Raw genomic sequence first — 24675 nt, forward strand, 5'->3', positions numbered from 1 at the left:
CCACCGTCTTATCCACCGCAATGGTGGAGAACTTGCCCTCTGAAAGTGGTGCGTCGGAGGGTGGCTCGACGAAAAGTTGTACACATTTGGTAGTACATATGACCGATAACTAACCGCGCGTCGAGCTGGTGAAAGAGCCGACGTGCTATCCCATCATGGCCGCAGCCGCCCTGATGGCATCGCGAATGCGGCCGTAGGTGCCGCAGCGGCACACGTTCTCGATGGCATCGATTTCGGCGTCGGTGGGGTTGCGGGTGCGCCGCAACAGATCGACCGCCGCCATGATCTGCCCCGGTTGGCAGAAGCCGCATTGCGGCACGTCGAGGTTCATCCAGGCCTGCTGCACCGGATGCAGCGTGGTGCCGTTGGCCAGACCTTCGATGGTCGTCACCTGCCGGCCACGCACGTCGGCCACCCGGGTCGAGCAGGCGGTGACCGCCTTGCCGTCCACATGGCAGGTGCAGGCCTTGCACACGTTGATGCCGCAGCCGTACTTCGGGCCAGTGATGCCAAGCTTGTCGCGCAGCACCCACAGCAACGCCATGTCGTCGGGCGCCTCGACGTCGACGTTGCCGCCGTTCACCTTGAAAGATTGCACGGGCATGATGGAGCTCCTCAGGTGCGGACCGGCACGGTGACCGGCGTGGGCAGCTTGCCCGGGGGGATGGGGGTGAAATCGACGGGGAAGTTCAGCGGAAAACTTCGCGGCTTCTTGCCGGTGGCGCGTGCATAGGCATTGGCGATTGCGCCCGAGCTGGCCGACAGGCCCACTTCGCCCAGACCGCCAATGGCCTCGCCACTGCTGGGCGGCATGATGATGACCTTCACGTCCTTCGGGTAGTTCTTCATCCGCGCAAAGTGGTACTGCGAGTAGCTGCCTTCCAGCGGCAGGCCGTTCTGGATGTGCAGGCCTGCCGTCAGCACGATGGAGATCGATTCGCACAGGCCGCCCTGCATCTGCGCCTCGATGCCCGAGGGGTTGATGGGCGTGCCGACATCGATCGCGATGGTGGCGCGCGTCACCTTGAGGTCGGTCGGCACCCGCGCGTCGATCTCGACGATACAGGCCGTGAAGGACTTCGATTCCTGGTGCACACCCACGCCCTGGGCAAAGCCCGCCGGCATGGCCTTGCCCCATTGCGCAGCCTCGGCCACCGCCTTCAGCACCGCCCGTGCACGCGGCAGGCGCAAGTATTCGAGGCGGAAGGCGACGGGGTCCTTGCGCAACGCCCTGGCCATCTCGTCGACCAGGATCTCTTCCACCAGGCGCGAGGGCTGGATGTGCACCGAACGGTAGGAGCAGGTGTTGATGTCCATCGCCACCGGCGTCAGCAACTTGGTGGTGACGCCGAAGTTGTACGGCGAGCTGACCATGGTCTTGAACATGGCCTGCTCGATGGCGAAGTTGCCCACCGTCTGCGGAAAACCGTTAGGCATTGCGATGGCCGCGGCGCCCAGCATCTCGCCGAAGCCATGGCGCGTATCGAGCCGCACGCCGGCGATGCGCTGCTCGAAAGAGATGACCTGGCCCAGCAGCATCGTCGCGCGCGCCCGATGAAACATGGGCGGGCGCACGCGGCCGTGGCGCATGTCGTCGGTGCGGTGGTACATGAGGCGGCAGGGCCGGCCCAGCGCCTTGGAGATCTGTACCGCTTGCAGCGTCGCGTCCCAGAACAGCCGGCGCCCGAAGGAGCCGCCCGAGGGCACGGCATGCACCTTGACCTTGTCCAGCGGCAAGCCCAGATCGGCTGCCACCGCCTGCTGCGTGACGATCGGGCTCTGCAGGCCGGACCAGATCTCCGCCCGATCGGCGCGCACATCGGCGATGGCGCATTCCGTTTCCATCGGGCAGTGCGAGACCGCCGCGAACTCGAACTCTCCCTCGACCGTCAGCGCGCCCAACGGCGGCAGCAGGAAGGGCAGCAGCGCGGATTTCAGCTTCTGCTGGATACTGGCGTTGGACTCGCCGGCGACGGAGCTTGCGCTCCAGGTGACGTCGAGTGCATTCACCGCGGCCCAGGCCTGGCCGAATGTTTCGGCCATCACCGCCACGCCGGGCGGCGTGGGCACGATGCCGTTCGTGGCGGGAATCGGCGCGATGCCCAGAACGCCCGGCATCCCCATCACCGCGGTCGTGTTGTTGATGCGAACGAACTGGCCGTTGATGGTCGGTGGCCGGCACACCATGGTGGGCTTCGCGTCGGGCACGGCCTGGTCGAGCGTGAACTTCTTGCGTCCGGTCACGATGTCCAGCGCGTCGAGCCGCGTCACGCGCTGGCCGACCACCGCGCTTCCGGAACCCGAGGGCTGTCCACCCAAACCGCCGAGCAACGGCATGCCCGCATGCAGTGACCGCACGCTCGACGAGCCGCCAGTGAGCTGGTTGTAGAACAGCTCGGGGCTGGCGTCGGCGGAGCCGACCTCGATCGCGTTCAGCGGCAGACCCAGCTTGTCAGCCAGCATCATGGCGGCGGCGGTCGCGATGCCTTGGCCTGATTCGAAGCGCGGAAGCTCCAGACGGACGCGGCCGTTCCCGATGTTGCTGACCTTGACCAGCGGCATGGTCGGCAGCGCCGTCACCGTCACTGCATCGCCGATGTCGAGCTGGTCGGTCGTGTCGGGTGGCGTCATCGGCAGTATCGCGGCGTTGGCCGACGAGGGGGCCGCCAGCCCGCCGAGTCCGGCGGCGGCTGACAGCAGGGGCGCGGAAGCCGCGTAGCCCAGCAGGTTGCGCCTGCGCATGCCCGGCGATTCGTCATCGTGATGCGGTGCACTCGCGGGGCCCGCGGCGGATTCCGGATGTTCCATCCTTGTCTCCTGTCTTCTGGTTGTGGCGAACAGGAGTCAATATGTCATGATCGCCGCGCCAAAAATGTCGTTTCAGAGACATTACTTACGGGCGTGTTCGCCGGCTTCCCCACGAGGGCCGGCGCGCGCAGAAGAGCGAGCAATCAACAAGCGAGTGGGGAAGCACGTATGCCGTCGAAGGCCATGGAGAGCATGCTCCGCGAGAGCTTATGGGCGAAGACCCTGACGGACGAGGAGCTCGACCGCGTGGTGCGGGAATCGCATGAGCGCGAGGTGCCGGTTGCCGGCTTCGTCATGCGCCAGGGCGAGCCGGCCGATCTCTGGTTCGGCATCATCGAAGGCCTCGTGAAGATGTCGGTCTCGCAGGCCGATGGCCGCGTCTCCACTTTCACGGGCGTTACCGCTGGCGGCTGGGCCGGCGAAGGCTCGCTGCTGAATCCCGGCCCGTGGCGTTATGACGGCGTGGCCATGCGCGCGACGCGCGTGGCCTGCGTGCCGCGCCACACCTTCGAGCGCCTGGTGTCGACGAACCTCGGTTTCAATCGGTTCCTGCTGTCGCACATCAACGCCCGCCTGAGCCTGTTCATCGGACTCATGGAGTTCGACCGCTTGCTGGGCCCCGACGCGCGTGTCGCACGCTGCCTGGCCAGTCTGTTCGATCCGATTCTCTACCCACAGGCGAGCAGCTTCGTGCGCCTGAGCCAGGATGAGATCGGGCTCTTGTCGGCCGTCTCTCGCCAGCGCGCCAACAGGGCGCTGCATGAGCTCGAGCGCGCGGGCTTGCTGCGGGTGGAGCATGGCGGCGTCGAGGTGATCGACCTGGGAGGCCTGCGCAGCTACCTTGGGGAGGAGGGCGCCCTGGCGCCGTCGCCTCGCCGCTGAGAGTCGAAGGCTCGCTTCAAGATCATTCTTCTCGAAGAATTGGGCGTAGCTACAAGCCCGAAGTACAGAGGCTCCTTGGAACGCGGATCCGCGACGTATTCGGGCAATAAGGCCGGGCTCGTCAAATCGACTTGGTCGAGCGTCGTAGCTCGCGGTACAGCGTCGCGCGGCTGATGCCCAGCCGGCGCGCCGCCTCGTCCTTGTCGCCGGCGGTCTCCGCGAGCGTCTTCTGGATGCAGGCATCGCGCTCGCGGTCAAGATGTGCTTGCAAGGTGGTCGTCGCCGTTGGTCCTCGCTGGCCGGCAACGGCCTGCGGGTGCTTCGCGGCGGGCACTTCCGGCAGCCCGGGCTCGCCCGAGAGCAGGAAGCGCAGCAGCGCGGCTTCCAACTGCCGCACGTTGCCCGGCCAGTCGAAGGCCTGCCATCGCGCGCGAACAGATGGGGGCACGCGGCGCCCCGGCAGGCCTTCGCGCAGCGCAATGCGCTCCAGCAGCTGCTCGGCCAACCACTCGAGGTCGTCGCGCTCGCGCAGCGCGGGCATGTGCACGCCGAGCACATTGAGCCGGTAGTACAGGTCGGCCCTGAACTGGCCCGCGTCCACACGCTCTTGAAGGTCGCGGTGGGTGGCGCAGACGACGCGGGTGTCGATCGGGATCGGCGAGACGCCGCCTACGCGCACGATCTCCTGGTTCTGTACGGCGCGCAGGAGGCTGGCCTGCAGGCTGAGGGGCATGTCGCCGATCTCGTCGAGAAACAGCGTGCCGCCGCTCGCGAGTTCGAACTTGCCCGGCTTGCCGCGTGTCCGGGCGCCGGTGAAGGCACCGCCTTCGTAACCGAAGAGCTCCGCATCGATCAGCGATTCGGGAATGGACGCGCAGTTGACCCACACGAACGGGCGCCGGGCGCGCGGCGACAGCGCATGGATCGCGTTGGCTGCCAGTTCCTTTCCGCTGCCGGTTTCGCCCTGGACGAGCACGGGCAGCGAGAGCGGCGCGGCCTGTTCGATGGCCGCGCGCACCGCGTCCATCCGGGTGCCTTGGCCCAGGATGTCGTCGATGCCGTAGCGCGTGGTCCACGGCGTGGGAGGGCTATGGATGGCGCGCCCCTGGTCGCCGACGACCGCCACCGCCTTCTTCAGCGCCGCCATGTTGGAGAACAGCGCCAAACCGACCGCGCCGATGATTCGCTCGTCCTGGTAGACGGGCACCTGCCGCGCGAGCAACTGGTGGCCCCGCACTTCGAGCGGCATCATGGTCACGGAGAGATCTCCGCGCGCCACGTGGTGCAGGCGCGTCTTCGGCGACACGACATCGGTGATGTGCCGGCCGATGAAATCTTCCTGCGGGCCGCCCAGCAGGCGGCAGTAGGGCGCATTGATGAGCACGACGCGGCCGTTGGTATCGACAGCCACCAGGCAATCGGACACATGGTCGAGCACGCGGCGCAGGAACTCTGCCTCGTTCTGGCCGGAGCCGAACCATTCGGGAAAGGGCATTTTTTGTCTCGTGATTGCGACGTTGGGACTCAACACTGAGACTAAGGCATGCGCTCCAGGCCGTCAATCGAAGCCGTGGTGAGCATTTCTTCAAGCAAATCAAGCACTTGTCGAAATTGCGAAGAGGTCGGTCCAGCGGGCCTCGGATTTGCTCTGTGCCCTCCGCCCGCATTCGAAGCGGCGCGGCGGCTTCCGTCCTTTCACCTGGAAATGCACATGAACGACATCATTTCAATCGGAGACATGCACGTGCGCGTGGCGGGCCACGGCCCGGCGCTCGTCTTTTGCCACGGCTTCACCACAACCGGCGAGTTCTGGCGCGAGCAGATGGGCGCGTTCTCGCGCGATCACCGAATGGTGGTGCCCGATCTGCCCGGCCATGGCCGCTCGGCATCGCCACGCTCCCGCCGCTACACGATCGACGCGTTCGTGAACGACCTCGTGCTGCTGTTCGACAAGCTGCGTCTCGACGACGCCATCCTGGTGGGGCTGTCGATGGGCGGCACGATCGCCCAGCGTTTCGCGCTCGCGCACCGGAGCCGCTTGCGCGCGCTGGTGCTGGTGGGCGCCACGCCGCACGGGCTCGGCCCCGACGTGAACGTGAAGAATGTGCTGCACGCCATCGACACCCTCGGCGTCACTGCGGCGAGCCAGGCGGTGATCGACCGCTCGTTCGCTTCCGCCGCCTCGGCCGAACTGGTCGCCTTTGCGCGCGACCAGGTGGCGCAGACACCGGAATTCGTCGCCCGCGAAGCCATCGTCTCGCTGAACGAGGCCGACAGCCGGGCGCAGCTCGCACGCCTGGCATTGCCGACGCTCGTCGTCTGCGGCGAGGAGGACGCCATCACGCCGCCGGCCGAGTCGCATGCGCTCGCCGCCGGCATTCCCGGCGCGACACTGCAGCTGGTGCCCAGCGCCGCGCACTTCCCGATGCTCGAGCAGCCCGAGCGTTTCAATGCGATCCTGCGCGACTTCATCGCTCGCGTTGACAACCGGAGCGGCGCTTGACGCGCGTCCGCCATACATCAAGGAGTATGGACATGACAACAGCAGTTGAGACTTCCCCCGCCACCCCCGAGCGTTCGCGTGAAACGCGCCGAGTGGTCTTCGCCGCCGCGCTCGGCACCGTATTCGAGTGGTATGACTTTTTCATCTACGGCAGCCTTGCCGTGTTCTTCGGCGGGTTGTTCTTTCCGAAGGGCAACGAGTCGGCGGCCATCCTCGCGTCGCTTGCGACCTTCGGCGCAGGCTTCGTGCTGAGGCCCTTCGGTGCGATCGTCTTCGGGCGACTGGGCGATCTGGTCGGGCGCAAGAAGACCTTCCTGGTGACGATGATGATCATGGGCATTGCCACCGCCACGATCGGATTCCTGCCGACGTTTGAAACCATCGGCTGGGCCGCGCCCGCCATCTTGGTGCTGCTGCGTCTTCTTCAAGGCCTGGCAATTGGCGGCGAGTTCGGCGGTGCCGTCACCTACATCGCCGAGCATTCCGATCCGCGGCGCCGCGGCTTCATGACGAGCTGGCTGCAGATCACCGGCACCATTGGGTTGCTTGTTTCGCTGGGCGTGATCCTGGCGCTGCGCTCGTCGATGTCCGTCGAGTCTTTCGCCTTGTGGGGATGGCGCGTGCCGTTCCTGCTGTCCATCGGGCTGCTCGCGTATTCGCTGTATGTACGCATGCGGCTGGAGGAGTCGCCGGTGTTCCTCGAGATGAAGGCGCACGGCAAGGGCTCGCGAAACCCGGTCAAGGACACCTTCGGCGATCCGCGCACCCTGCGCATCGTGCTGGTGACGATCTTCGGCGCCGTGGCCGGGCAGGCGGTGATCTGGTACACCGCGCACTTCTACAGCTTGCAGTTCCTCACCGCGACGCTCAAGCTGCCGCCGCAGTCCGCCTACGCCTACCTCACGATCGCCCTGGTGCTGGCCACGCCATTCTTCGTGCTTTTCGGTTGGCTGTCCGACCTGATCGGGCGCAAGTGGATCATGCTGACGGGTTGCTTGCTCTCCGCGATCCTGTTCATGCCGCTTTTCCAGGGCATGGCCAAGTACGGCAATCCGGCCCTGGAGGAGTTCCGCGCCCGCACCCAGGTCGTCATCCAAGGCGGCGATTGCAGCGAGGACCAGTCCTTCATCGGCCAGCTGTTCCAGCCGAAGGCGACCAAGCCGTGCACGCGCGCCCGCTCGTTCCTGGCCGCGCAAGGCGTGCCGTACACCTTGCAGCCGCAGGCGGGCGAGCTGCAGTTCGTGGTCGCCGAAACGACGCTGACCGGTTTCGATGAAGCGGCACTGCGCCGCGTGCTGGTGGAGCGCGGCATGCCGCTCACGGCGGATCCGGCACGCGTGAATGCGCCCATGGTCGTGCTGATGCTGTTCGTGCTGGTCTTCCTCGCGACCATGGTGTACGGTCCGATGGGCGCGTTCCTCGTCGAGCAGTTTCCGACGCAGGTGCGCTACAGCGGCGTCTCCGTGGCTCTGCAGTTCGGCAACGGCTGGATCGGCGGCTTCGCGCCGTTCATCGCCACTGCGATGGTCGTGAGCAGCGGCGACATCTTCCGCGGCCTCATCTACACGATTGCCGTAGCGCTGCTTACGCTGGTGATCGGTGCGTTCTGCATTCGTGACCGCCGGGGGCTTGACATGCGCGAGCCCGTAGCCGCATCGGAAACGCCGCCTGCCGCTTCGAAGCTCGCTGCGTCGCAACAGTAGCCCGGACCGCCATGGCTCCCGCCAAGATCCCCGTCACGATCGTCACCGGCTTCCTCGGGGCCGGCAAGACCACGCTCGTGAACCACCTGCTGGCGCAGTGCAGCGGCACCTACATCGGCATCATCGTCAACGAGTTCGGCGAGGTCGGCATCGATGGGCAGCTGATCGTCGCCGATGACCAGCCGCTGATCGAGATCACCAATGGCTGCGTCTGCTGCACGGTGCGAAAGGACCTGACAGCGGCGGTGAACGAGCTCCTGGAACGCGCCGAACGCCCGATCGAGCGGCTGATCATCGAGACCTCCGGCCTGGCCGATCCCGCTCCGGTGCTGCAGAGCTTTCTTGCCGATCCCGCCTTGTTGCAACTCGTGGAACTCGAGTCGGTGGTCACCGTCGCCGATGCCCGTCACATCCTGCTCCATATCGGCGACGACATCGTGCGCGAGCAGATCGCCTTCGCCGACGTGATCGTGCTCAACAAAGTCGAGATCCCCAGCGCACCAGAGCTGGAGCAACTCGAGAGAGCACTGCGCCGGCTGAATCCGCCCGCGCACCTGGTCCGGACCGAGCGAGCGCAGGTTTCGGCCGCCGAGCTGCTGGGCACGAAGCGCTTCTCGCTGCCGCACGTGCTGTCGATCGAACCCGATCTGCTGGACGGCGAGGCGCATGACCACGAGCACGACACCTCGATCGTCTCGTGCTGCATTGAAACCGATGGTGCAATCGATCCGGAGCGGTTCAGCCGCTGGATGAACCAGCTGGTCCAACGCGAAGGCGCGCGGCTGATGCGCACGAAGGGCGTGCTTCACTTCGACGGCGAGGCGCGGCAGTTCCACTGTCACAGCGTGCACATGCTGCTCGATGCACGGCCTGGGCGGCGGTGGGGCCCCGACGAGCCGCGCCGCAGCAAGCTGGTCTTCATCGGGCGGGAACTGGCGGGCGACGCCTTGCGCGAGGGCTTTCTCGGATGCCTGGCGGTTCAGCCTGAACGAACGCCGGCTCCTGCCGCCGAATCTGAAATGGAGCATCCATGAAACTTCAGCATGCGCTGGGCGGTCTCGAGAACCTCGGGCCTGTGAGCGTCGAAACGCGAGTCTTCGTGCAGGAATGGGAGAAGCGCATCTTCGGCATCCACACGGTGATGATGGCCGAGAGCGCCCACCTCGCAGAGGCATTGCCCAGATATCCGATGGCCAGCTTGCCCACCACGTTCAAGCACACCTGGACCTGGGCCTCGCTGCGCACCGGTGCCGAGGGCATGCAGCCCTTCGAGTACTTCAAGTTCCGCTACTACGAGAAGTGGCTGATGGGCATCAGCCAGTTTTTTGTCGACAAGGGGTACATCACCGCCGAAGAGCTGGCGCAGTTGACTGCACGCTACCGCGCCCAGCCGGACGCACTGCTTCCTGAGCGACCGAACGAAGCGATCAAACGCCAGATCGTCGACTACCTTCTGCAAGGCGATTCCAGCCTGCGGCCGCTGCCGCATGCACCGCGGTTCACGGTCGGCCAGACGGTGCAGGTGGCCGACCCCGCGGCGGCCGACCACACGCGGCTACCCGGCTACTTGCGCAACAAGAAGGGCACTGTCCGCGAGGTATACCCGGGCGCCTTCGAGTATTTCTGCTCGACAGGACCGGACGGGTTGGAAGGACCGATGCCGGTGTACCGCGTTGCGTTCGATGCGCGCGACATCTGGGGTCCCGACCTCTGCGAACCGAATACGACGATCTACGCCGACCTCTTCGAGGTCTACCTGCAATGTCGAACGCCCAAGGAAGAAGAGAAAACGCCATGATCAGCGATCTGTTCAAGTACAACGACGAGCGCGAAGCGGCGAGTGCCGCGAAGGTGCGCGCGCTGGAGGCCCTGCTGATCGAGAAAGGCGTGATCGGCAGCGACTCGGTCGATGCGGTGCTCGATCATTTCGAGAAGATCGCGGGACCGTTCAACGGCGCGCGCATCGTTGCGCGGGCATGGGTCGATCCGGCCTACAAGGAGCGCTTGCTCGCCGACACCCCCAAGGCCATTGCCGAACTTCAGCTGCCATTGGGCATGGAGGGCGCCGAAGGTGAGCACATGGCCGCAGTGGCCAACGGTCCGGGTGTGCACAACCTGATCATCTGCACGCTCTGTTCCTGCTATCCGTGGCCGGTGCTTGGGCTGCCGCCGTACTGGTACAAGGATCCGGTGTTCCGCGCCCGAGGCGTGCGCGAGCCGCGAGCAGTCTTGCGCGAGTTCGGCGTGCCGATAAGCGATCACATCGAAGTGAAGGTGTGGGACAGCAGCGCGCAGATCCGCTGGTTCGTTGTGCCTGAGCGGCCCGCCAACACTGATGGCTTCAGCGAAGAGCAACTGGCTGCGCTGGTCACGCCAGAGGCGATGATGGGCGTCGCGCTGGTACCGCCGCCTATAGCGGCCTGAGGCGGAGTGCCATGTTCACTCGCTTCGAGGAATATGCAGCTTCTCAGATGTTGGGCCATGCCGACTCGCCGCCGCGCAACCAGGGCAAGCTGTTTTTTGCAGAGGCCTGGCAACGGCAGCTCTTCGGGTTGACGCTGGCCGTGGCCAAGCAGGGGCACTTCGACTGGGAGGACTTCCGCCAGCACTTGATTGAATCGATCGGCGACTGGGAACGGCTCGACTGCACTGCGCAGCCGCCCTGGGACTACTACGAGCGGTTCTTTGGGGCGCTGCTGCAGGTTCTGGCGCGGCAGCAGGTGGTCACTGAAGGCGAACTGGCCTGGGTCCTGGCCGATCGGCCGTTGCGGAGCCATGAATGAACGCCGAGTGGCCGTCCTTTTCGGGCTTGGTCCTGATGTTCGCTTTGGGGTTGCGGCACGGGTTGGACCCGGACCACATTGCCTGTATCGACGGACTGACCTGGCGGGCACTCAATCATTCGCACGCCCATGCAGGTTGGATTGGGACCTTGTTCGCGCTCGGTCACGGCCTGCTGGTCACGCTGATCGCGGTGGCCGTCAGCAAGCTGGCGCTGCACTTCGATCCGCCGGCTCTTGTGGTGACCGTTTTCGGATGGATTCCCACCTTGCTGCTGATCGTGGTTGGTTGCCTCAATCTGCGCCTGCTGTTGCGCAGGGACGAGGCCTACGCGCCGACTGGTTGGAGAATGAGCCTGATCCCTGCGCGCTTGCGGCAGCAGACGAGTGCCTGGTCGGTGGTGGTCATCGGCGTGCTGTTCGCCACCGTCTTCGATACCGCCACACAGGCGGCAGCCTGGGGCTACGTCGCCAGCAACAAGAACGGCGGTGCATGGGCTGCCTTGCTCGCGGGGATGACCTTCACGGCAGGAATGATGGTCACCGATACGCTGGACGGCCGCATCATCTGCCGGATCGGCCGAGGCATCGAAAATCCCGAGGCAGGGCGCCGCGTGCGCCGGACACTGGGCTGGCTCATCGTTGCCATCTCATTTGGCGTAGCTGTCTACAACCTGGCCAAGGCGTTGTTGCCGGAAGTCGAACTCGACGACATGGCGTTTTCATTCGCCGGCGCTGCGCTGATTGTTGTCATGCTGGGCATCTGGGCGTGGAGTACCAGGCGCGCACGCAGTGCGCGAGCGGCCGTCATGCCGTCGGCTGGCGCACCCTAGTGCCCGAGGCGGCGGCGCGCAAGACAACCGGGCAGCGCATCGCGCGAGCGGAGGTGACCGCTGTGATCAGCCCGTTGGTGCTCGCTTCGTCTTTCCGGTCGAAGCGGTTCAACGGGAATCAGGAGGGGTGGTGCGGCAAGCCATCGCGCGCCCTAACCTGAGCTGCCCCCGCAACGTTAAGCGAACGTGAGCCCTCGTGCTCGCCGCTCGTGTCTGTAGCCCACTAGGCAATCCGCGCAATCTGCGCGGCCTGGGAAGGGAACACGGGTCGTCTTCGCCAGCCCGGATACCCGCTTTCTCGTGCGGCTGCGGGCTCGTGGTCGCTTTCTCGGGTTCCGCAAACGTCTTGTCGTCCTGGCCACTCTGACTGGCACGCGGCCACAGTTGGCAACGAACGGACTTTCGCGGCCAGTCTGGGCCTGAGAGTCGCAAGATCGGCTAAGCAGACCGCCCGCGGCAGCGGCACACTTGGCAGTGATGAGAACTGATCGAGCTGAGCAGAACTACAGGGTCCGTGTCGCGCGCATCGTTGCCGTGATCGTTGCTGACCCGATGGCGGAGCATCGCCTTGAAGATCTGGCGCGCATGGCGCATTTCTCCCCGTACCACTTCCACCGCGTCTACAGCAGCGTCGCCGGCGAGACCGTTGCTGCGACAGTGCGTCGCGTGCGCTTGGCGCTTGCGACACGTATGTTGGAGAACAGCGTCCAGAGCATCACTCAGGTAGCTCTGGCCGTAGGCTATGAGAGCCCGCAGGCGTTCACGCGTGCCTTCGGCCAATTCACCGGCCAGTCCCCAAGCGAGTTCAAGGGGCAGATGCACCGGCTGGAATTGAACGCCGATGAGGCGCGGCACGAATCTGACCCCCAGGCAGCACCAACCGTGCGGATAGTCGATCGCCCCGCGCAGCGTGTGTATGCGCTGCGGCATCGCGGGCCACTTGCCACCATTCCTCACACGCAAAGGCGGCTGCACCTTCATTGCGCCACCAACGCCGTGTCGGAATCGCTCGGGGCGTCTTATGGCGATTCCGAGGACGCTGAGGGCTTCAGGTACTACGCTGCGGCCTCGTCGCCCGAGCCTTGGCCTGTCGTTGACGCAGAGATCGAAATGCTGGACATCCCGGCCGGCCGTTACGCGCTGCACTGCCTTGCCGGCCCTTACGCCCGTATCAGCGCGGCGATCAATGCGCTCTACAGCCGGTGGCTGCCGGGTAGTGGCTATGAACCGGACGATCGGCCGACGTTGGAGCACTACATGAACTCTCCGCGCACCGCCACCCAAGCGGACCTGCGCACCGACCTGTTGATCCCCATTCGTTCCGCGAGCGCCCAATGAGCCCGACCCGTCTTTTTTCTCTCGCCGCCACGCTGTGCCTGGCGACAACCCTGGCGCATGCCGCCGGTTTCGGTTTCATCGAGGTGCCCGCCGGCAATGATGGTCCGGCGTTGCGTGGTGCGGTTTGGACGCCTTGCAAGGCCCCAGCTGGCCGCATCGCACTCGACCAATTGGCGATTGATGGAGTGAAGGATTGCCCGATCGAAGGAACAAGGCTCCCTCTCATCATCGTGTCGCATGGTCAAGGTGGCTCGCTTCTCGGGCATCACGACACCGCGAGCGCTCTCGCGGACGCCGGCTTCGTCGTCGCGTCGATCAGCCACGCAGGCGACAACTTCCAGGATCGGAGCCGCCGGGACGATCTGTTGATATTCACCTCACGCCCTGCGGACATGAAGCGGTTGGCCGACTACATGCTCGGGGCCTGGGCTGGAGGTCCGAAGCTGAATCCGGATCGAGTAGGGATTTTCGGTTTCTCGCGAGGAGGCTACACGGGCCTGGTTGCGGCCGGCGCTGTGCCGAATTTCAAGCTGCGCGATGATCTTTGCCCGCCGCTCTCGTTCAGACCGCTTTGCCGGAAGATCCGTGGCGATGAGCAACCCCCTCCGCCCGTGCCAGACCCGCGCATCAAGGCGGCCGTGATCGTCGATCCGCTGAGCTTCTTCAATGCCGAGGGGCTGAAAGGTGTGGCGGTGCCGATTCAACTGTGGGCTTCTCAGCATGGAGGCGACGGGGTCACGCCGCAGAGCGTGGAAGCAGTTCGCCGCGATTTGCCCAAGCCTCCCGACTGGCATGTAGCGGCCAACGCCGCACACTTCGCCTTTCTTGCGCCATGCACGCCTGCGCTGACCCGGGCTGCGCCTGAGATCTGTGCCGACAAAGCCGGATTTGACCGCGTGGCCTTCCACAGCGCGTTCAACAGCGACGTGGTGGGCTTCTTTCGCCGCACGCTTCAATAGCTCGTATACCAATAGGCGCCCGCTTCGAAGAGCGGTGGGGGCAGGGGACTCGCTGCTGTTCGAAGCGACCGCGCTGCATGGGATCGAGGCGATTCAGACTGGGCCGGTGTCGTACCTGTCGGTGGTGTTCACGCTGCGCGAATGAGCCGGACCCAAGCAACTGGAGAGCCGATGGCGCAGCCATGTTGACGTGCTCTCAGGGCTCTCGTTCGTCGCCTGGAGCGTTCGCGGCCGGGGACACGCGGGCCCTCTGGATTGGCCGCACGCTCTCGGCTCGCGCGGAGGCAATCCGGCCGACCTTTCTCACAATGATGGCGGACTTGAGTGATTGGGAGAGCTTCTCGCCAAGTCCGGGCAGTTCGAATTCGCGAGGAGAAGTGCGGCGACGAGGAACGAGGTCGCACGTGGTATCGGAGCCTGGGCCCTGCCCGGTGCGCCTGCTTCTGTATGGGGGCGCCGGGCGTTGTTCTCGCCTGCAAGGGGGTCAGTTTGAAGGCATGCTCTCGAGCGTATCCACCGCGGCCTGCAGCCCCTCCAGCACACGCTCGGCCACCCATGGCGAGAAGTTCTTGGGCAATTGCGCCTGCACTTCGCGGATCGCGCTGGGCGTGCGCTCAATCAACTGCTGGATGATGGCTTCGGCGTCGCGGGCATAGCCCACCTGCTGGGCGGTGCTGTTGAAATGCCGGCGCTGGATGGTGGCCATGGTGTAGTGCTTGTTCTTGCCGAGAAGCGCCATGGCCATCTTCACATCGCGTGGCGCCCACTGGTTGGGGCCCTTGCCGAGGATGGGGTAGGTCGACATCACGTCATACATCTTCGTCAATTGGAAGCCGCCGCCGGCCAGCAGATGGATGCTGAAGTTCTTCGCGTGTCCATCCGGTGCGCGCAGCAGCCAGAACAGGACCTGTGAGGCCATCAACGTGCGCATGTCATCCGGAGCGGTCGCGGATTGTTGCAGCAGCGAAAAGAGCTTGCGCAGGCCAGGCCCTCCTTCGTTCTCGTACTTCACCAGGGGCGAGGTGCCCGTGGCTTGGCAGAAGTCTTCTTGGGGCAGTCGCAGGATGCGGCCGTTCGAGGTGCGCCTGTCGAAGCGTTCGACCACAAGGACGCGCTGTTTTCCGAACGAGGTGATGGTCGCGTCTGCAGTGGGTAGCCCGTACGCGCGCAGCAGCTTCAGGCAGAGCCACTCGTTGTCCACGGAGGTGGAGAAGTCGGCCTGGAGTCCGCCGATCAGGCCCAGGGGGAGCTTGAAAATGTGTGTGGTAGGCGTGGTGCCCCGAGGCTTGTGCCAGGCGCCGTTCCACCATAAATAGGCGTCCTTTTCCTGCGCGCCGGCCAGCGAAATGCGGAAGTCGTCGTTTGGGTCGCCCGATGCGTCGAACTTGTCGGGGTTGACGACGCCCAGCAGGTGCCGCTCGATGGACTCGTCGTCGACGCGCACCGCTTGCACCTGATCGACGGCCGTTGGTGTCTCGGCCTCATCGAGGAGCTGAATGGCGCCCACGCAGTCGCGCCCGATGGCGCGTAGAAGGTCGAAGGCGTCTACCGAGCCCGTCTTGAAGCGCGCCGCCACGCGCTTGCGAATGGCATTGCTGTCGGGCAACAGGTTGTCAAAGTAGTGCTCGACGGCGGTGCCCTTGATGGGCTCGTTGTGCGGGTTGAAGGGCAGGGACAGGGACAGCGGGCGACCGACGTCCGAGCGAACCCAGGCGTCGTCGTAGTGAAGCTCCACGTCGCCGCGCGCGGGGATTGTCCAGCGGCCGACGCGTTCACCGTTGGACCAGAGGCCAAGGGTCTGACTGTGTGACCGACGGCCCATCTCACCACTCCGTCGTGCGTGGCCTGTCCGCTGGCGCGCCGCGCGCCCCCAACTTCAGGTCGAGGCCGAGCGCCGAGCACCAGGTCAGGAGTTGCTTGAAGCTCAACTCGTCAGGATGAAGTTCGAGGTAGGAAACTCGGTTCTGGCTGAGGTTCAATTTGGAGCCGATGGCCGCCTGGTTCAGCTTCAGTCGTTTGCGCGTGCTGCGCAGCAGCTGTCCTAGCTGATCACCAGATACCAGAGGTTGGGCGGGAAGCGCGTCCATGGGTTATGGGTTAGCCGAACTTGTGATATTTCCAGTTTATCTCTAATGCAGCTAAACGTCAAATATCTGAAATTCAGCTAAACGGAGAATAGCTTAAATGCAGCTACTCGGCGGCCGGCAAACCTCCAGCACCACCCCGCGCAGCCACCGATGCGCAGGATCTCGATCAAGACGCGGATGCCACATCTGCGACACGGTGATCTGCTCCGTCGGCATCGGCAGCGGGAACGAGCGCAGCGTGCCCCGCGCCCTCAGGTGTTCAAAGTACGAGGACGGTATCAATGCAATTAACTCAGTCGCGGCCGCTATCGACAAGGCGGTGCTGAAGCTGGGCACCACGACTGCGGTATTGCGCACCAGGCCCATCGCTGCGAGCGCGTCGTCCACCGGTCCCACAGTCCGGCCATGGCGTGAAGTGACCACGTGGTCGCAGGCAGCGTAGCGCTCGGCAGTGATCTCGGGATCGGCGAGCAGGGGATGGCCCTGACGCACTACCGCGATGAATCGGTCGCGATAGAGCGCCTGAACGCGTACCTCCGGACCCGACTCGCCGAGAACGCCGACATCCAGATCGAGCAATCCCTCGCGCAGGGGGCGAACGTCCTTGTCGGGCTTGGGCGCGAAGCGCAGGCGAACGCCGGGCGCTTCGCGCGCGGCGCGCGCCACCAGCTGATGCGCGAAGGCCTCGATGAAGCCGTCGTTGGCCCGTATGGTGAACAAATGCTGGAGCGTGCGGGGGTCCATGCTCGTGCCGGCGGGCTGAAGCACCGCGCACGACTCCTGCACCAGCTCCCTGACGCGGTCGCGCAGTGCCAGCGCATGCGGCGTGAGCACCATGGCGCGACCGGCGCGCACGAGGAGCTGGTCCCCGGTTGATTCCCGCAACCGCGCGAGCGCCCGGCTCATCGCCGACTCGCTCAGGCCCAGGCGCTCGGCAGCTTTCGCGACGCTGCCCTCGGAAAGAAGTGCGTTCAACGCAAACAGCAGGTTCAGGTCGGCATCTGTCGGCATGCCCGAAACCTAGCACGGCCGCGAGGATTTCGGCAGGCGCCGCATGCAGGGACAAGCTGCGCGCCGCGCGCTGTGCAAGCCATGCGCGCAGTCCTAAGCTGGCTTGGCGCGATAGAGCGTGCCTCTTTCAGTCGTCCAATCATGTTGTCATTTACGCTTCGACCGAACTCTTCTTTCACCATTGCCCGCACCGTCGAAACCCAAGAGGTGAAGACGTGAGTGCAGTGCATGACGCCGATGGTCTGCCTCTACCGCGGCGCTACGCAGCCGTCGCCGCGATCCTGGGTGCAGGCGTGCTGGTGGTGCTCGACGGCGCCATCGCCAACATCGCGCTGCCAGCCATTGCCCAGCAATTGCAGGCGACACCCGCCGATGCCGTCTGGATCATCACCGCCTACCAATTGGCCGTGGTCATGTTCCTGTTGCCGGCTTCTGCTGTCGGGGAGAGGTTCGGGTATCGACGGGTCTTCGCTGGCGGCGTCGCGCTGTTCACCGCGGCGTCGGTGTTGTGCGCGTTGGCCCCGTCGCTGCCATGGCTCGTGACCGCGAGGTGCCTTCAGGGCCTGGGCAGTGCGGCCGTGATGCCCCTTGGACTGGCGTTGTTGCGCTTCACTTATCCGCGTCGATTGCTGGCGCGCTCGATCGCCTGGAACGCGCTCGCCGTCGCGGCCGCTTCAGCGTCGGGCCCCACCCTTGGCGCTTTCATACTCTCTGCGGCAAGTTGGCCGTGGCTCTTTGCGGTGAATCTACCGATCGGCCTCCTCGTGCTCGCCGCCTGCGCGGGGTTGCCGAGCCCGCCGCGCTCGGTGCACCGCATCGACGTCTGGAGCATCGCGCTCAACGCGGTCATGTTCGCCTCTTTCGTGCTGGGGAGTGACCGGCTTGCGGTGCATCCGTTGCACGGCGGCGCGTTGCTCGCGTTGTCGGCCGTTTGCATGGTCTTGCTGGTACGGCGCGAGATGCCAAAAGCGGCGCCGTTGATCCCGCTCGACCTGCTGCGCGTGCATCCCTTTCGGGTCTCGATCGTTGCCTCCGTGTGCTGCTTCACCGGCCAGATGGCCAGCCTTGTGGCGCTGCCGTTCTACCTCCAGCACGAGCTCGGCCAGAGCGCGGTGACCGCCGGCCTCTTGCTGACCCCCTGGCCTCTGGCGGTGATGCTGGCTGCGCCGCTGTCGGCACGCCTGGCCCAGCGCGTGCCGAGCGCGTGGCTGTGCGCGGCCGGAAGTGCGTGCTTCGCGAGCGGTGTGGCCCTGTGTGCCCTGTGGCCGCTGCACGGCAAAACGGCTTTACCGATCGTTGTGTTCACGAGCCTCGCCGGCCTGGGCTTCGGCTTCTTTCAGACGCCGAACAACCAGAACATGCTGCTCTCGGCACCCAAGGAACGCAGCGGCGCGGCCGGTGGCGCACAAGGCACCGCCCGACTCACGGGGTTGACCCTCGGCAGCCTGTTGATGAGCTTGATGTTCGGACTGCTGTCGGCGCACCGTGCCGTGCACTGGGGCCTGACGATCGCGGCCCTGGCCGCGTTGGCCGGGAGTGTGGTGAGCTTGCTCAGGAGCCCTGCAAGGGCGGGGCTGCGTGATCGATAGCGGCAGGCCAGGTGCGCCTGAGGCATTCGATGAGTTCCCGAGCGGCGAGCGGCCTTCCCACCTCACGATCCCACGACCTCGCTACCATCGAGCGCTGCCCGGCTTCTGCACATCGATGCACCAGACAGGCGGCGTGCGCTCTGCGATATGGATGGGTCAAGCGGCAGCGGAAGTGCGGATCACGCATGAGCGGAAATCCACACCGAAGATGCGCCGCGCAGTCCGACGTGGCGAACTCCAAGGTCAGTACAGGTTGGGACATAGCGCGGAATCCTATTCGACCCGAATGAGTTGCTCGTTCTCGAACTCGCACGAAAATCCGTGTTCGCTTTCCCACGGGCATTGGCATCTGAATTGGAGTTGTCTCGGTCCTACGTCTCTCCAAGGCAGCGCAAGTTCCCAGTGATTGCATTGAAGGAGCAGTGGGGCGACCAATGCAACAGGCTTGAAGTCGTCGTGGCCGTAATCGATGCACTCGATGCACTCATGGTAGTGCCCGAGAACCGCCTGGGCGACATGCGATTCAATCGTCGCAATCTCCTGCAGATAGGCGTGGTATGCATCGATCTGCAATTGCGTGAACTCGCCCTCCTTGCATCTGCCGGCCAACACTTCGGCCCAATCGGCCGAGTTGATGCAAACAGTGAGGGCGTTGGCAGAGCCCATGAATGGTTGCCTTTCCGATAGCTCCCATATTTCCCCTATAGGCTCGGGCGTTACGGTGAGTCCAAATCTCGGAAGCCACATGGGATCCACGTCGTAGGCATAGACGCAGTTGAAGTGTCCCAGGACGGGATGCCGTAGCTCTTTCTTGCTGGATGGATTCATGGATGCGCTGTTGCGTGTGCCCGCTCGTTGGAAGGGTTGGGAGTCAGGATAGCTGCTGGCGCGAAAGCCGTTGTCACTGCGACAGAAGTTCGCTTCAACACTTACGGCCTGCGCCAGAGGTTGAACGCAAACTTGCTAAGGAAAGCGCCGACAACCACAAGAAGAATGCAGGGAACGAAGATTCCGCCCCCATCGGCCTCCACACCTGCGGCCGTGTAGCCCGGCATTCCCGCGGAAGACGGCGCGTACTCGGCACCAAAGTAGAACTTTGCAGTGACGATCAGCAGCCAGATTGCAATACCGAAACACCCCAGAGCGCCGGCTCCGATCAACAAGGCCATCACACGCACGAGATCTTCCCCCTAAGAAACCCACCAGTCCTGCACCAGGAATGGCCTGCTTTGCCCCGGCACGTACACCATGATGTGCCCTCGCCCGCACAGTGGGCCGCAACGTGTGCCCAGGTAGCGGATGGCCACTGCGGCGATCGGGTGCCTCGAGTCGTTCACCAAGACCGCGGAGGTGCCGCTCTCCAGGGCGGCCAAAACCACGGCGCTCGCCTCGCCATCCAAGGCCCCGTTGACTTGCGTACAGCCGTTCTCGCCCTTGCCGGCGGTCGCGGCCGACAGCAGTGCGGATGCCCGCTGACTTTCGATGAATGCAAGCCGTTCTGCCTCCGTCGTCCACGGGGAGGACTGGACGGCGGCTTTCCTGGCCAGCTCCTGCCGATCGAGAAGCACGGTGACGCCGCTCAACGTGATCGAAAGACAATCCCGAGGTGGCGTGGGACGCTGGGCGACCGTGCGGGTCTCGTCCACGTCGGTGCCCGATGCGGGGCGATCGACTGGCGCTGCAAGGAGGACTGTGGAAGCAAGCATTGGCACCATGGCAAACAGTGTTCTGCGACACAACGATTGGAAAGACATCTTGTACATGGACCGCATGGCTGTCAGGTTGTGCGACTTGAGGAACTCTCCAGTGAAACACAGACCCGGGAGAAGTCGCACAGGGTCAGGTCTTTTATGGTGGATGGTAAAGGTGAGCGTGGCGGCATCCCAGAAGCTGAAGTCGGGATGCGGGTCGGAATACGGTGTCAGCAGGTTCACCCACTCTTCGAGCTGTCCAAAGCACTGCCCAACGAGCTCCGGCAGGGTGGCGTCGTGTGCCCAAGCCTTCCACAGGTTCAGGACATGTGGTCGGTCGAGGTGAAGACCACGAAGCGATCTTCAACAGCGCACAGGTTGTATGACTCACGCCAAGCGCGAACAATAGAGAGATCCTCGGCACACCGGAACCGCCTGCCGCACGATCAGGGTGCCCGAACCGCCGTCTGCCATTCGGAGGATGCGATCTTTTCCGCAGTCATGCCAAGAAGGGTTTCGACTGCCTGGAGAATCGCCGGCGTCCGTGGGCGCTCACGCGATCTGGCGATCACCCATTCGATCCGCAGGCCGCGGATCGGCGTCGCCGTGATGTAACGGCTCAGCAGCTGATCGTTCACTGCGGAATATGGCAGCACTGTGTAGCCCACCCCGCGGCGGATCAGATCCAGCATCATCGCGACCATGTCGGCCTCCATGACGGGGCTGACGTCGAGCCCGCTGGCGGAAAGGGCACGGTCGACAATGAGTCGGAGGCTGTTTGGATAGCCGGTCAGGATCAGCGGCTGCGTCCCGACCCGGCGAATGTTCACCGGACGGCGGGGGTCGAGCCTGGCTTCCGGCGGGCCCACCCAGCACAACGCCTCGGATGCCAGCGGAAGCACCTCGAACGGCTCCAGGGCCTCCAGGCTGGACACCACGGCGATGTCGATTTCACCGGCGCCGAGCGCGTCGCGCATCGCCTTCGAGGTGCCTTCGTGCAGCGACAGGTGCACCTTGGGAAAGCTGCGGTGGTATTGGGCTGCGGCCGGCGCGATGAGCATGGGGCGCAGCGATGGCGGCGCGCCGATGCGCAGCGGCCCGGTGGCCTCGTTCGCCGCCGCGCCGACGGCGCCTTTGAGCTCATCGGCCGCATGCAGCAGCGCGGAGGCACGGCCGACAAGGACGATGCCGGCCTCCGTCAACCGGACCCCGCGCGCCTGTCGCTCGAACAGCTCGACGCCCAGGTGCTCTTCGAGCAGCTTGATCTGCCGGCTCAGTGCGGACTGCGTGATCCAGGCCTTGGAACTCGCAGCGGTGAGGCTTCGTGTGTGCGCCACGTGAAGGAAGTAGCGAAGCTGGCGAAGGTCCATGGTCGATCGAGCGATCTAATTTGGGAATGGGAGGGATGAATATTATGCGTTTGTGTTCGGCCTCGTAATTTCCTACTCTTCGGCTCGAAAGAGGCTTCACACATGATTCACGAGTACCGCACCTACACCATCACACCCGGCGAACTGCACCTGTATCTGGCGCTGGCCGAAACCAGGGTCCAGCCTACGCGGCAGGACCGCTACGGCCGGCTCGCGGCGTTCTGGACCAGCGAGTTCGGCGTGCTGAACCAGGTCCATCACATCTGGGAGTACGAGTCCATCGACCAGCGGCAAGCGCTGCGCCGCGAGCTGTCGCAGAACCAAACCTGGTGCGACGATTTCCTGGCCGGGGCATGGCCGACGATGCAGCGCCAGGAGGTTCGCTTCATGCTGCCGCAGATGCCGCTCGCGGATGTCGGCGTGGGCAACGTCTTCTACGAACGCCGGATCTACCGCTGTCCGGCCGGCAAGTTCGCCGCCTTGTGCGCGGCGGTCATGGCCCGGCCACGCAATGCACAGGCCAGGCTCTTGGGTGTGTGGATCAGCGAGACGCCGCAACCCAACGAGATCGTCGAGATCGTCGCCTACCCAGGCTTCGGCGAGCGCCTGGCCGACGCCACGACAACCGCACCGCAGCGCGAGTGGCTGCATACGCACAAGCTGCTGCTGCAGGAGATTGAATCGACCGTCCTGCTGCCCATCGGAATTTCCCCGGTTCAGTAACCCCGCCCATCCATCGCCATGACCGACATCAAGCAACTTCGGACCATCCAGGTATCTCACGCCGAGATGCTCAAGAACCTCGCCCTCTTCCGGGACCTCAAGCCCCAGTCGAGCTACTACAAGACGGACCAGGGCATCCCCGCCGAGGCCTACGAGACCGTGACGGCCAAGACCCTGTACACCGTGATGGCGCCTTCGACGGCCGCCGGCCCGATGTCCGCGACACCCGCCATCGTGACGGGCGACAACCTGTCGGTGATCATTGCCGAGTGCCCTCCGGGCGACAAGCCGATGCTGCACGCCCACTTCTTCACCGTGGAGCACTTCTTCTGCTTGAGCGGGAGGTTCCGCGTGCGATGGGGCGACGAGGGAGAGAACGAGCTTGCGCTCGAGCCCTTCGACATGGTCCGCATTCCGCCGGGTGTCTGCCGCGACTTCACGAACACGACCGACCAGACGGCATACCTGCTGGTGTTCATCAGCGGCAAGAGCGAGGCGGACTACAACGACATCGCTTTCGCGCCCGGCGAATCCGCCGCGTTCAAACAGCGGTTCGGCCAAGACGTTGCGGACAAGCTGGAAACCATCGGCTTCAGCTTCCTTCGATAGCCTATCATGAACCCACGCCGTCGCTTCACCAATGGCCTCGTCGCCAGCACGCTCCTCGCACTGCCCCTGTTCGCGGGCGCGCAGGGCTGGCCCACGAAGCCCATCACGCTCGTCATTCCTTTTCCACCGGGCAATACCGCGGACCTGGTAGCGCGCGCCCTGCAAGAGCCGCTGCGCCAGGCCCTGGGGCAGGCCGTGGTGGTCGACAACCGGCCCGGCGCCGGAGGCAATCTGGCGCTGCAGGCGGTCGCACGCGCCGCCAATGACGGCCATACGCTGCTGGTCACCACCGGTTCGCCGCTGGTCATCAACCCGGCGCTCTACAAAACCCCCGGATTCGATGCCGAGCGGGATTTCGCGCCCGTGGCCGTCGTGGGCTCGATCCCGATGGTGTTGATCGCGCGCAAGGACCTGCCGGTGACCAGCTTTGCCGAGCTTGTCGGCTACCTGCGCGCCAACGCGTCGACAGTGAGCTTCGCCTCTGTCGGACAGGGAACGTTCACGCATCTCGGAATGGAACTGTTGTCCCGTTCGCTGGGGCTCAGGTTGACACATGTTCCCTACAAGGGCGCCAGCGCCGCGCACGCGGACCTGATAGGCGGCCGGGTGGACATCATGTTCGACAGCGTGGCTTCTTCCCACGTGGTGCTGAAGGCCGGGCGCGTGAAGCCGCTTGCGGTGTCGGCCCCGGTTCGCACGCCCTTCCTGCCGGACGTCCCGACCATCATGGAGGCCGGTGGCGCCGATCTCCAGGGGTTCGAGGTCACGGTGTGGACTGGCGTCTTCGCCCCGGCCGGCACGCCGCAGAACGTGGTGCAGCGGGTCAACGAGGAAGTCAACCGCCAGCTGCGATCCGAAGCGTTTAAGGCCCGCATGGCAGCGCAGCTCATCCGGGCCGACGATCCCATGTCGCCGGCCGACTTCGCCGCCCGGGTCAAGGCCGATCGCGCGCGCTGGACCTCGGTCGCCCGCAGCAACAACGTGGAGCTGCAATGAAGACGCGCGAGGCCGGTCTCGGTGCGTTGGACGCGATCTACCGGGGGCTGGGCGCGCGCGACATCTTCGCGCGCACCGGCGTGAGCGATGCCGACAAGGCGCTCATGCGCATCTCCGCGCTGCTGGGCGTCGGCCACACCGGCTCGCTCTTGCGCGAGGCCTTGGTCGATGCACTGGCGAACGCGCTCACCGGCGTCCAGTCCGAAGACCTGATCATCCACCTGGCGTCGTACGTGGGCATCGCCCGTGCCCACGACGCGATGCGCATGCTCGCATCGACACTGGAAGCGTTGGGGCATGCGCACGATGTGGGCACGTCGGCCGATACGCACGCCGGCAAGCCGTTGGCAGAACGCTTCACATCGGGAATGGCGCAGTACGCGCGGCTCGACGGCCCCCGGGCGCACCAGCAGCTTGCGTTCTACGATGAGCTGTCGCCCGACCACTACCGCTACGCGATGGGAATGTTCGGCTGCACGTTCGACCGGCCGTCCCTGGACGTGCGGGCACGCGAGATCGCCACGGTGAGCGTGCTGGCGGCCATGGGCACAGCGCCCGGCCAACTGGGCTTTCATGCGCGCGTGGCACTCGGGCAGGGCGTGGAGAAGACGCTGCTGCCCGAAATCCTGCTCTACGTGCAGCTGTTCGCGGGGCTCCCGGCGGCGAACAACGCCGCCACGGTGCTGCGCGACCTGGTCGTGGCGCCTTTGCGGCCCGGGTCTGTCTGACGAGCCAAGCTGGAGCATCAGAAAATCGGTTCGAAGTGCGGGGACGGACGCACATGCAGCGACAG

Annotated in this window: 25 protein-coding genes, 1 pseudogene and 1 riboswitch; of the genes and pseudogenes, 16 read left to right on the forward strand and 10 right to left on the reverse strand. The window is 65.0% G+C overall.

All coding sequences use genetic code 11. The annotated features are described in order from the left end of the window. Nucleotides 1–145 precede the first annotated feature (145 nt). Both ASC78_RS01670 and ASC78_RS01675 read right to left on the reverse strand, forming a co-directional pair. Nucleotides 146–604, reverse strand: a complete 459-nt coding sequence (locus ASC78_RS01670) for a (2Fe-2S)-binding protein (protein WP_055795508.1) — start codon at nt 602–604, stop codon at nt 146–148. A gap of 11 nt (nt 605–615) precedes the next feature. Beyond that, on the reverse strand, nt 616–2808 hold the full coding sequence (locus tag ASC78_RS01675; protein WP_055795510.1) for a xanthine dehydrogenase family protein molybdopterin-binding subunit: 2193 nt from the start codon (nt 2806–2808) through the stop codon (nt 616–618). A gap of 168 nt (nt 2809–2976) precedes the next feature. Between ASC78_RS01675 and ASC78_RS01680 the strand changes: the two genes are divergently transcribed. Further along, a complete protein-coding gene (locus ASC78_RS01680) occupies nt 2977–3690 on the forward strand; it encodes a Crp/Fnr family transcriptional regulator (protein ID WP_055795512.1) in 714 nt (237 codons plus the stop codon). A 121-nt stretch (nt 3691–3811) separates the two neighbouring features. On the opposite strand, the gene ASC78_RS01685 is transcribed toward ASC78_RS01680, so the two are convergent. After that, the gene (locus ASC78_RS01685; RefSeq protein ID WP_055795514.1) at nt 3812–5185 is read right to left on the reverse strand and encodes a sigma-54 interaction domain-containing protein; all 1374 of its coding nucleotides are present in this window, start codon (nt 5183–5185) and stop codon (nt 3812–3814) included. Between the two features lie 216 nt (nt 5186–5401). Here ASC78_RS01685 and ASC78_RS01690 point away from each other — a divergent pair, with 216 nt between their 5' ends. From ASC78_RS01690 to ASC78_RS26750, 10 genes and pseudogenes are all read left to right on the forward strand, one after another. Next, the gene (locus ASC78_RS01690) at nt 5402–6193 is read left to right on the forward strand and encodes an alpha/beta fold hydrolase (RefSeq protein WP_200934238.1); all 792 of its coding nucleotides are present in this window, start codon (nt 5402–5404) and stop codon (nt 6191–6193) included. A 32-nt stretch (nt 6194–6225) separates the two neighbouring features. Further along, nucleotides 6226–7896, forward strand: coding sequence for an MFS transporter (locus ASC78_RS01695; protein ID WP_055795945.1), 1671 nt, complete (start codon nt 6226–6228; stop codon nt 7894–7896). Nucleotides 7897–7907: 11 nt separating this feature from the next. Further along, complete coding sequence (locus ASC78_RS01700; protein ID WP_055795518.1) at nt 7908–8930, forward strand: CobW family GTP-binding protein; 1023 nt, start codon at nt 7908–7910, stop codon at nt 8928–8930. Next, a complete protein-coding gene (gene nthB, locus ASC78_RS01705; RefSeq protein ID WP_055795520.1) occupies nt 8927–9694 on the forward strand; it encodes a nitrile hydratase subunit beta in 768 nt (255 codons plus the stop codon). The genes ASC78_RS01700 and nthB overlap by 4 nt, the downstream gene beginning before the upstream one ends. Further along, complete coding sequence (gene nthA, locus ASC78_RS01710) at nt 9691–10320, forward strand: nitrile hydratase subunit alpha (RefSeq protein WP_235504950.1); 630 nt, start codon at nt 9691–9693, stop codon at nt 10318–10320. The genes nthB and nthA overlap by 4 nt, the downstream gene beginning before the upstream one ends. Nucleotides 10321–10331: 11 nt before the next feature. Beyond that, the gene (locus ASC78_RS01715) at nt 10332–10679 is read left to right on the forward strand and encodes a nitrile hydratase accessory protein (protein WP_055795522.1); all 348 of its coding nucleotides are present in this window, start codon (nt 10332–10334) and stop codon (nt 10677–10679) included. Continuing rightward, nucleotides 10676–11509 carry a HoxN/HupN/NixA family nickel/cobalt transporter gene (locus ASC78_RS01720; protein WP_082517373.1) on the forward strand — a complete coding sequence of 278 codons (834 nt, stop codon included), beginning with the start codon at nt 10676–10678 and terminating at the stop codon, nt 11507–11509. The genes ASC78_RS01715 and ASC78_RS01720 overlap by 4 nt, the downstream gene beginning before the upstream one ends. Before the next feature lie 60 nt (nt 11510–11569). Then, nucleotides 11570–11821, forward strand: a riboswitch (cobalamin riboswitch). Between the two features lie 165 nt (nt 11822–11986). After that, nucleotides 11987–12847 (forward strand): AraC family transcriptional regulator, encoded by an 861-nt coding sequence (locus ASC78_RS01725; RefSeq protein WP_055795524.1) that lies wholly within the window; start codon nt 11987–11989, stop codon nt 12845–12847. Further along, nucleotides 12844–13806, forward strand: coding sequence for an alpha/beta hydrolase family protein (locus ASC78_RS01730; protein ID WP_055795526.1), 963 nt, complete (start codon nt 12844–12846; stop codon nt 13804–13806). The genes ASC78_RS01725 and ASC78_RS01730 overlap by 4 nt, the downstream gene beginning before the upstream one ends. Nucleotides 13807–13840: 34 nt before the next feature. Further along, nucleotides 13841–13951, forward strand: a pseudogene (locus ASC78_RS26750) (XRE family transcriptional regulator); the annotation flags it as partial. A 339-nt stretch (nt 13952–14290) separates the two neighbouring features. Here ASC78_RS26750 and ASC78_RS01735 read toward each other — a convergent pair. The 3 genes from ASC78_RS01735 to ASC78_RS01745 form a co-directional block, all read right to left on the reverse strand. Next, the gene (locus tag ASC78_RS01735; protein WP_055795528.1) at nt 14291–15628 is read right to left on the reverse strand and encodes a type II toxin-antitoxin system HipA family toxin; all 1338 of its coding nucleotides are present in this window, start codon (nt 15626–15628) and stop codon (nt 14291–14293) included. 1 nt (nt 15629) lies between these two features. Further along, on the reverse strand, nt 15630–15893 hold the full coding sequence (locus ASC78_RS27610; RefSeq protein ID WP_055795530.1) for an XRE family transcriptional regulator: 264 nt from the start codon (nt 15891–15893) through the stop codon (nt 15630–15632). Nucleotides 15894–15986: 93 nt separating this feature from the next. Beyond that, a complete protein-coding gene (locus ASC78_RS01745; protein ID WP_055795532.1) occupies nt 15987–16904 on the reverse strand; it encodes a LysR family transcriptional regulator in 918 nt (305 codons plus the stop codon). Between the two features lie 215 nt (nt 16905–17119). On the opposite strand from ASC78_RS01745, the gene ASC78_RS01750 reads away from it, so the two are divergent. Then, nucleotides 17120–18493 (forward strand): MFS transporter, encoded by a 1374-nt coding sequence (locus ASC78_RS01750; protein ID WP_055795534.1) that lies wholly within the window; start codon nt 17120–17122, stop codon nt 18491–18493. A gap of 273 nt (nt 18494–18766) precedes the next feature. On the opposite strand, the gene ASC78_RS01755 is transcribed toward ASC78_RS01750, so the two are convergent. The 4 genes from ASC78_RS01755 to ASC78_RS01770 form a co-directional block, all read right to left on the reverse strand. Then, entirely contained in the window at nt 18767–19159 is a 393-nt protein-coding gene (locus tag ASC78_RS01755) for a DUF6985 domain-containing protein (RefSeq protein ID WP_157634345.1), read from the reverse strand. A gap of 263 nt (nt 19160–19422) precedes the next feature. Next, nucleotides 19423–19662, reverse strand: coding sequence for a hypothetical protein (locus ASC78_RS01760; RefSeq protein WP_055795539.1), 240 nt, complete (start codon nt 19660–19662; stop codon nt 19423–19425). A gap of 21 nt (nt 19663–19683) precedes the next feature. Then, entirely contained in the window at nt 19684–20427 is a 744-nt protein-coding gene (locus ASC78_RS01765) for a hypothetical protein (RefSeq protein ID WP_055795541.1), read from the reverse strand. 203 nt (nt 20428–20630) lie between these two features. Further along, complete coding sequence (locus ASC78_RS01770) at nt 20631–21554, reverse strand: LysR family transcriptional regulator (RefSeq protein WP_055795543.1); 924 nt, start codon at nt 21552–21554, stop codon at nt 20631–20633. 102 nt (nt 21555–21656) lie between these two features. Here ASC78_RS01770 and ASC78_RS01775 point away from each other — a divergent pair, with 102 nt between their 5' ends. Genes ASC78_RS01775 through ASC78_RS01790 form a run of 4 tightly spaced genes read left to right on the forward strand, consistent with a single transcriptional unit; the run spans nt 21657 to nt 24610 of the window. Further along, on the forward strand, nt 21657–22277 hold the full coding sequence (locus ASC78_RS01775) for an NIPSNAP family protein (protein ID WP_055795545.1): 621 nt from the start codon (nt 21657–21659) through the stop codon (nt 22275–22277). An 18-nt stretch (nt 22278–22295) separates the two neighbouring features. Further along, complete coding sequence (locus ASC78_RS01780) at nt 22296–22886, forward strand: cupin domain-containing protein (protein ID WP_055795546.1); 591 nt, start codon at nt 22296–22298, stop codon at nt 22884–22886. A gap of 6 nt (nt 22887–22892) precedes the next feature. Beyond that, a complete protein-coding gene (locus tag ASC78_RS01785) occupies nt 22893–23882 on the forward strand; it encodes a Bug family tripartite tricarboxylate transporter substrate binding protein (protein ID WP_055795549.1) in 990 nt (329 codons plus the stop codon). Beyond that, a complete protein-coding gene (locus ASC78_RS01790; RefSeq protein WP_055795550.1) occupies nt 23879–24610 on the forward strand; it encodes a carboxymuconolactone decarboxylase family protein in 732 nt (243 codons plus the stop codon). The genes ASC78_RS01785 and ASC78_RS01790 overlap by 4 nt, the downstream gene beginning before the upstream one ends. Nucleotides 24611–24675 lie beyond the last annotated feature (65 nt).

Origin of the sequence: Variovorax sp. Root318D1 (genome assembly GCF_001424835.1) — a bacterium.
Taxonomy (GTDB): Bacteria; Pseudomonadota; Gammaproteobacteria; order Burkholderiales; family Burkholderiaceae_C; genus Variovorax.

Coding starts and splice junctions, on each gene's coding strand:
- ASC78_RS01690 (WP_200934238.1), top strand. CDS start 5,402: ATGAACGACATCATTTCAATCGGAGACATGCACGTGCGCGTGGCGGGC.
- ASC78_RS01780 (WP_055795546.1), top strand. CDS start 22,296: ATGACCGACATCAAGCAACTTCGGACCATCCAGGTATCTCACGCCGAG.
- ASC78_RS01685 (WP_055795514.1), bottom strand. CDS start 5,185: ATGCCCTTTCCCGAATGGTTCGGCTCCGGCCAGAACGAGGCAGAGTTC.
- ASC78_RS01725 (WP_055795524.1), top strand. CDS start 11,987: ATGAGAACTGATCGAGCTGAGCAGAACTACAGGGTCCGTGTCGCGCGC.
- ASC78_RS01715 (WP_055795522.1), top strand. CDS start 10,332: ATGTTCACTCGCTTCGAGGAATATGCAGCTTCTCAGATGTTGGGCCAT.
- ASC78_RS01790 (WP_055795550.1), top strand. CDS start 23,879: ATGAAGACGCGCGAGGCCGGTCTCGGTGCGTTGGACGCGATCTACCGG.
- ASC78_RS01670 (WP_055795508.1), bottom strand. CDS start 604: ATGCCCGTGCAATCTTTCAAGGTGAACGGCGGCAACGTCGACGTCGAG.
- ASC78_RS01720 (WP_082517373.1), top strand. CDS start 10,676: ATGAACGCCGAGTGGCCGTCCTTTTCGGGCTTGGTCCTGATGTTCGCT.
- ASC78_RS01770 (WP_055795543.1), bottom strand. CDS start 21,554: ATGGACCTTCGCCAGCTTCGCTACTTCCTTCACGTGGCGCACACACGA.
- ASC78_RS01745 (WP_055795532.1), bottom strand. CDS start 16,904: ATGCCGACAGATGCCGACCTGAACCTGCTGTTTGCGTTGAACGCACTT.
- nthB (WP_055795520.1), top strand. CDS start 8,927: ATGAAACTTCAGCATGCGCTGGGCGGTCTCGAGAACCTCGGGCCTGTG.
- ASC78_RS01730 (WP_055795526.1), top strand. CDS start 12,844: ATGAGCCCGACCCGTCTTTTTTCTCTCGCCGCCACGCTGTGCCTGGCG.
- ASC78_RS01760 (WP_055795539.1), bottom strand. CDS start 19,662: ATGGCCTTGTTGATCGGAGCCGGCGCTCTGGGGTGTTTCGGTATTGCA.
- ASC78_RS01735 (WP_055795528.1), bottom strand. CDS start 15,628: ATGGGCCGTCGGTCACACAGTCAGACCCTTGGCCTCTGGTCCAACGGT.
- ASC78_RS01675 (WP_055795510.1), bottom strand. CDS start 2,808: ATGGAACATCCGGAATCCGCCGCGGGCCCCGCGAGTGCACCGCATCAC.
- ASC78_RS01700 (WP_055795518.1), top strand. CDS start 7,908: ATGGCTCCCGCCAAGATCCCCGTCACGATCGTCACCGGCTTCCTCGGG.
- ASC78_RS01680 (WP_055795512.1), top strand. CDS start 2,977: ATGCCGTCGAAGGCCATGGAGAGCATGCTCCGCGAGAGCTTATGGGCG.
- ASC78_RS01775 (WP_055795545.1), top strand. CDS start 21,657: ATGATTCACGAGTACCGCACCTACACCATCACACCCGGCGAACTGCAC.
- ASC78_RS01755 (WP_157634345.1), bottom strand. CDS start 19,159: ATGGGCTCTGCCAACGCCCTCACTGTTTGCATCAACTCGGCCGATTGG.
- nthA (WP_235504950.1), top strand. CDS start 9,691: ATGATCAGCGATCTGTTCAAGTACAACGACGAGCGCGAAGCGGCGAGT.
- ASC78_RS01695 (WP_055795945.1), top strand. CDS start 6,226: ATGACAACAGCAGTTGAGACTTCCCCCGCCACCCCCGAGCGTTCGCGT.
- ASC78_RS27610 (WP_055795530.1), bottom strand. CDS start 15,893: ATGGACGCGCTTCCCGCCCAACCTCTGGTATCTGGTGATCAGCTAGGA.
- ASC78_RS01785 (WP_055795549.1), top strand. CDS start 22,893: ATGAACCCACGCCGTCGCTTCACCAATGGCCTCGTCGCCAGCACGCTC.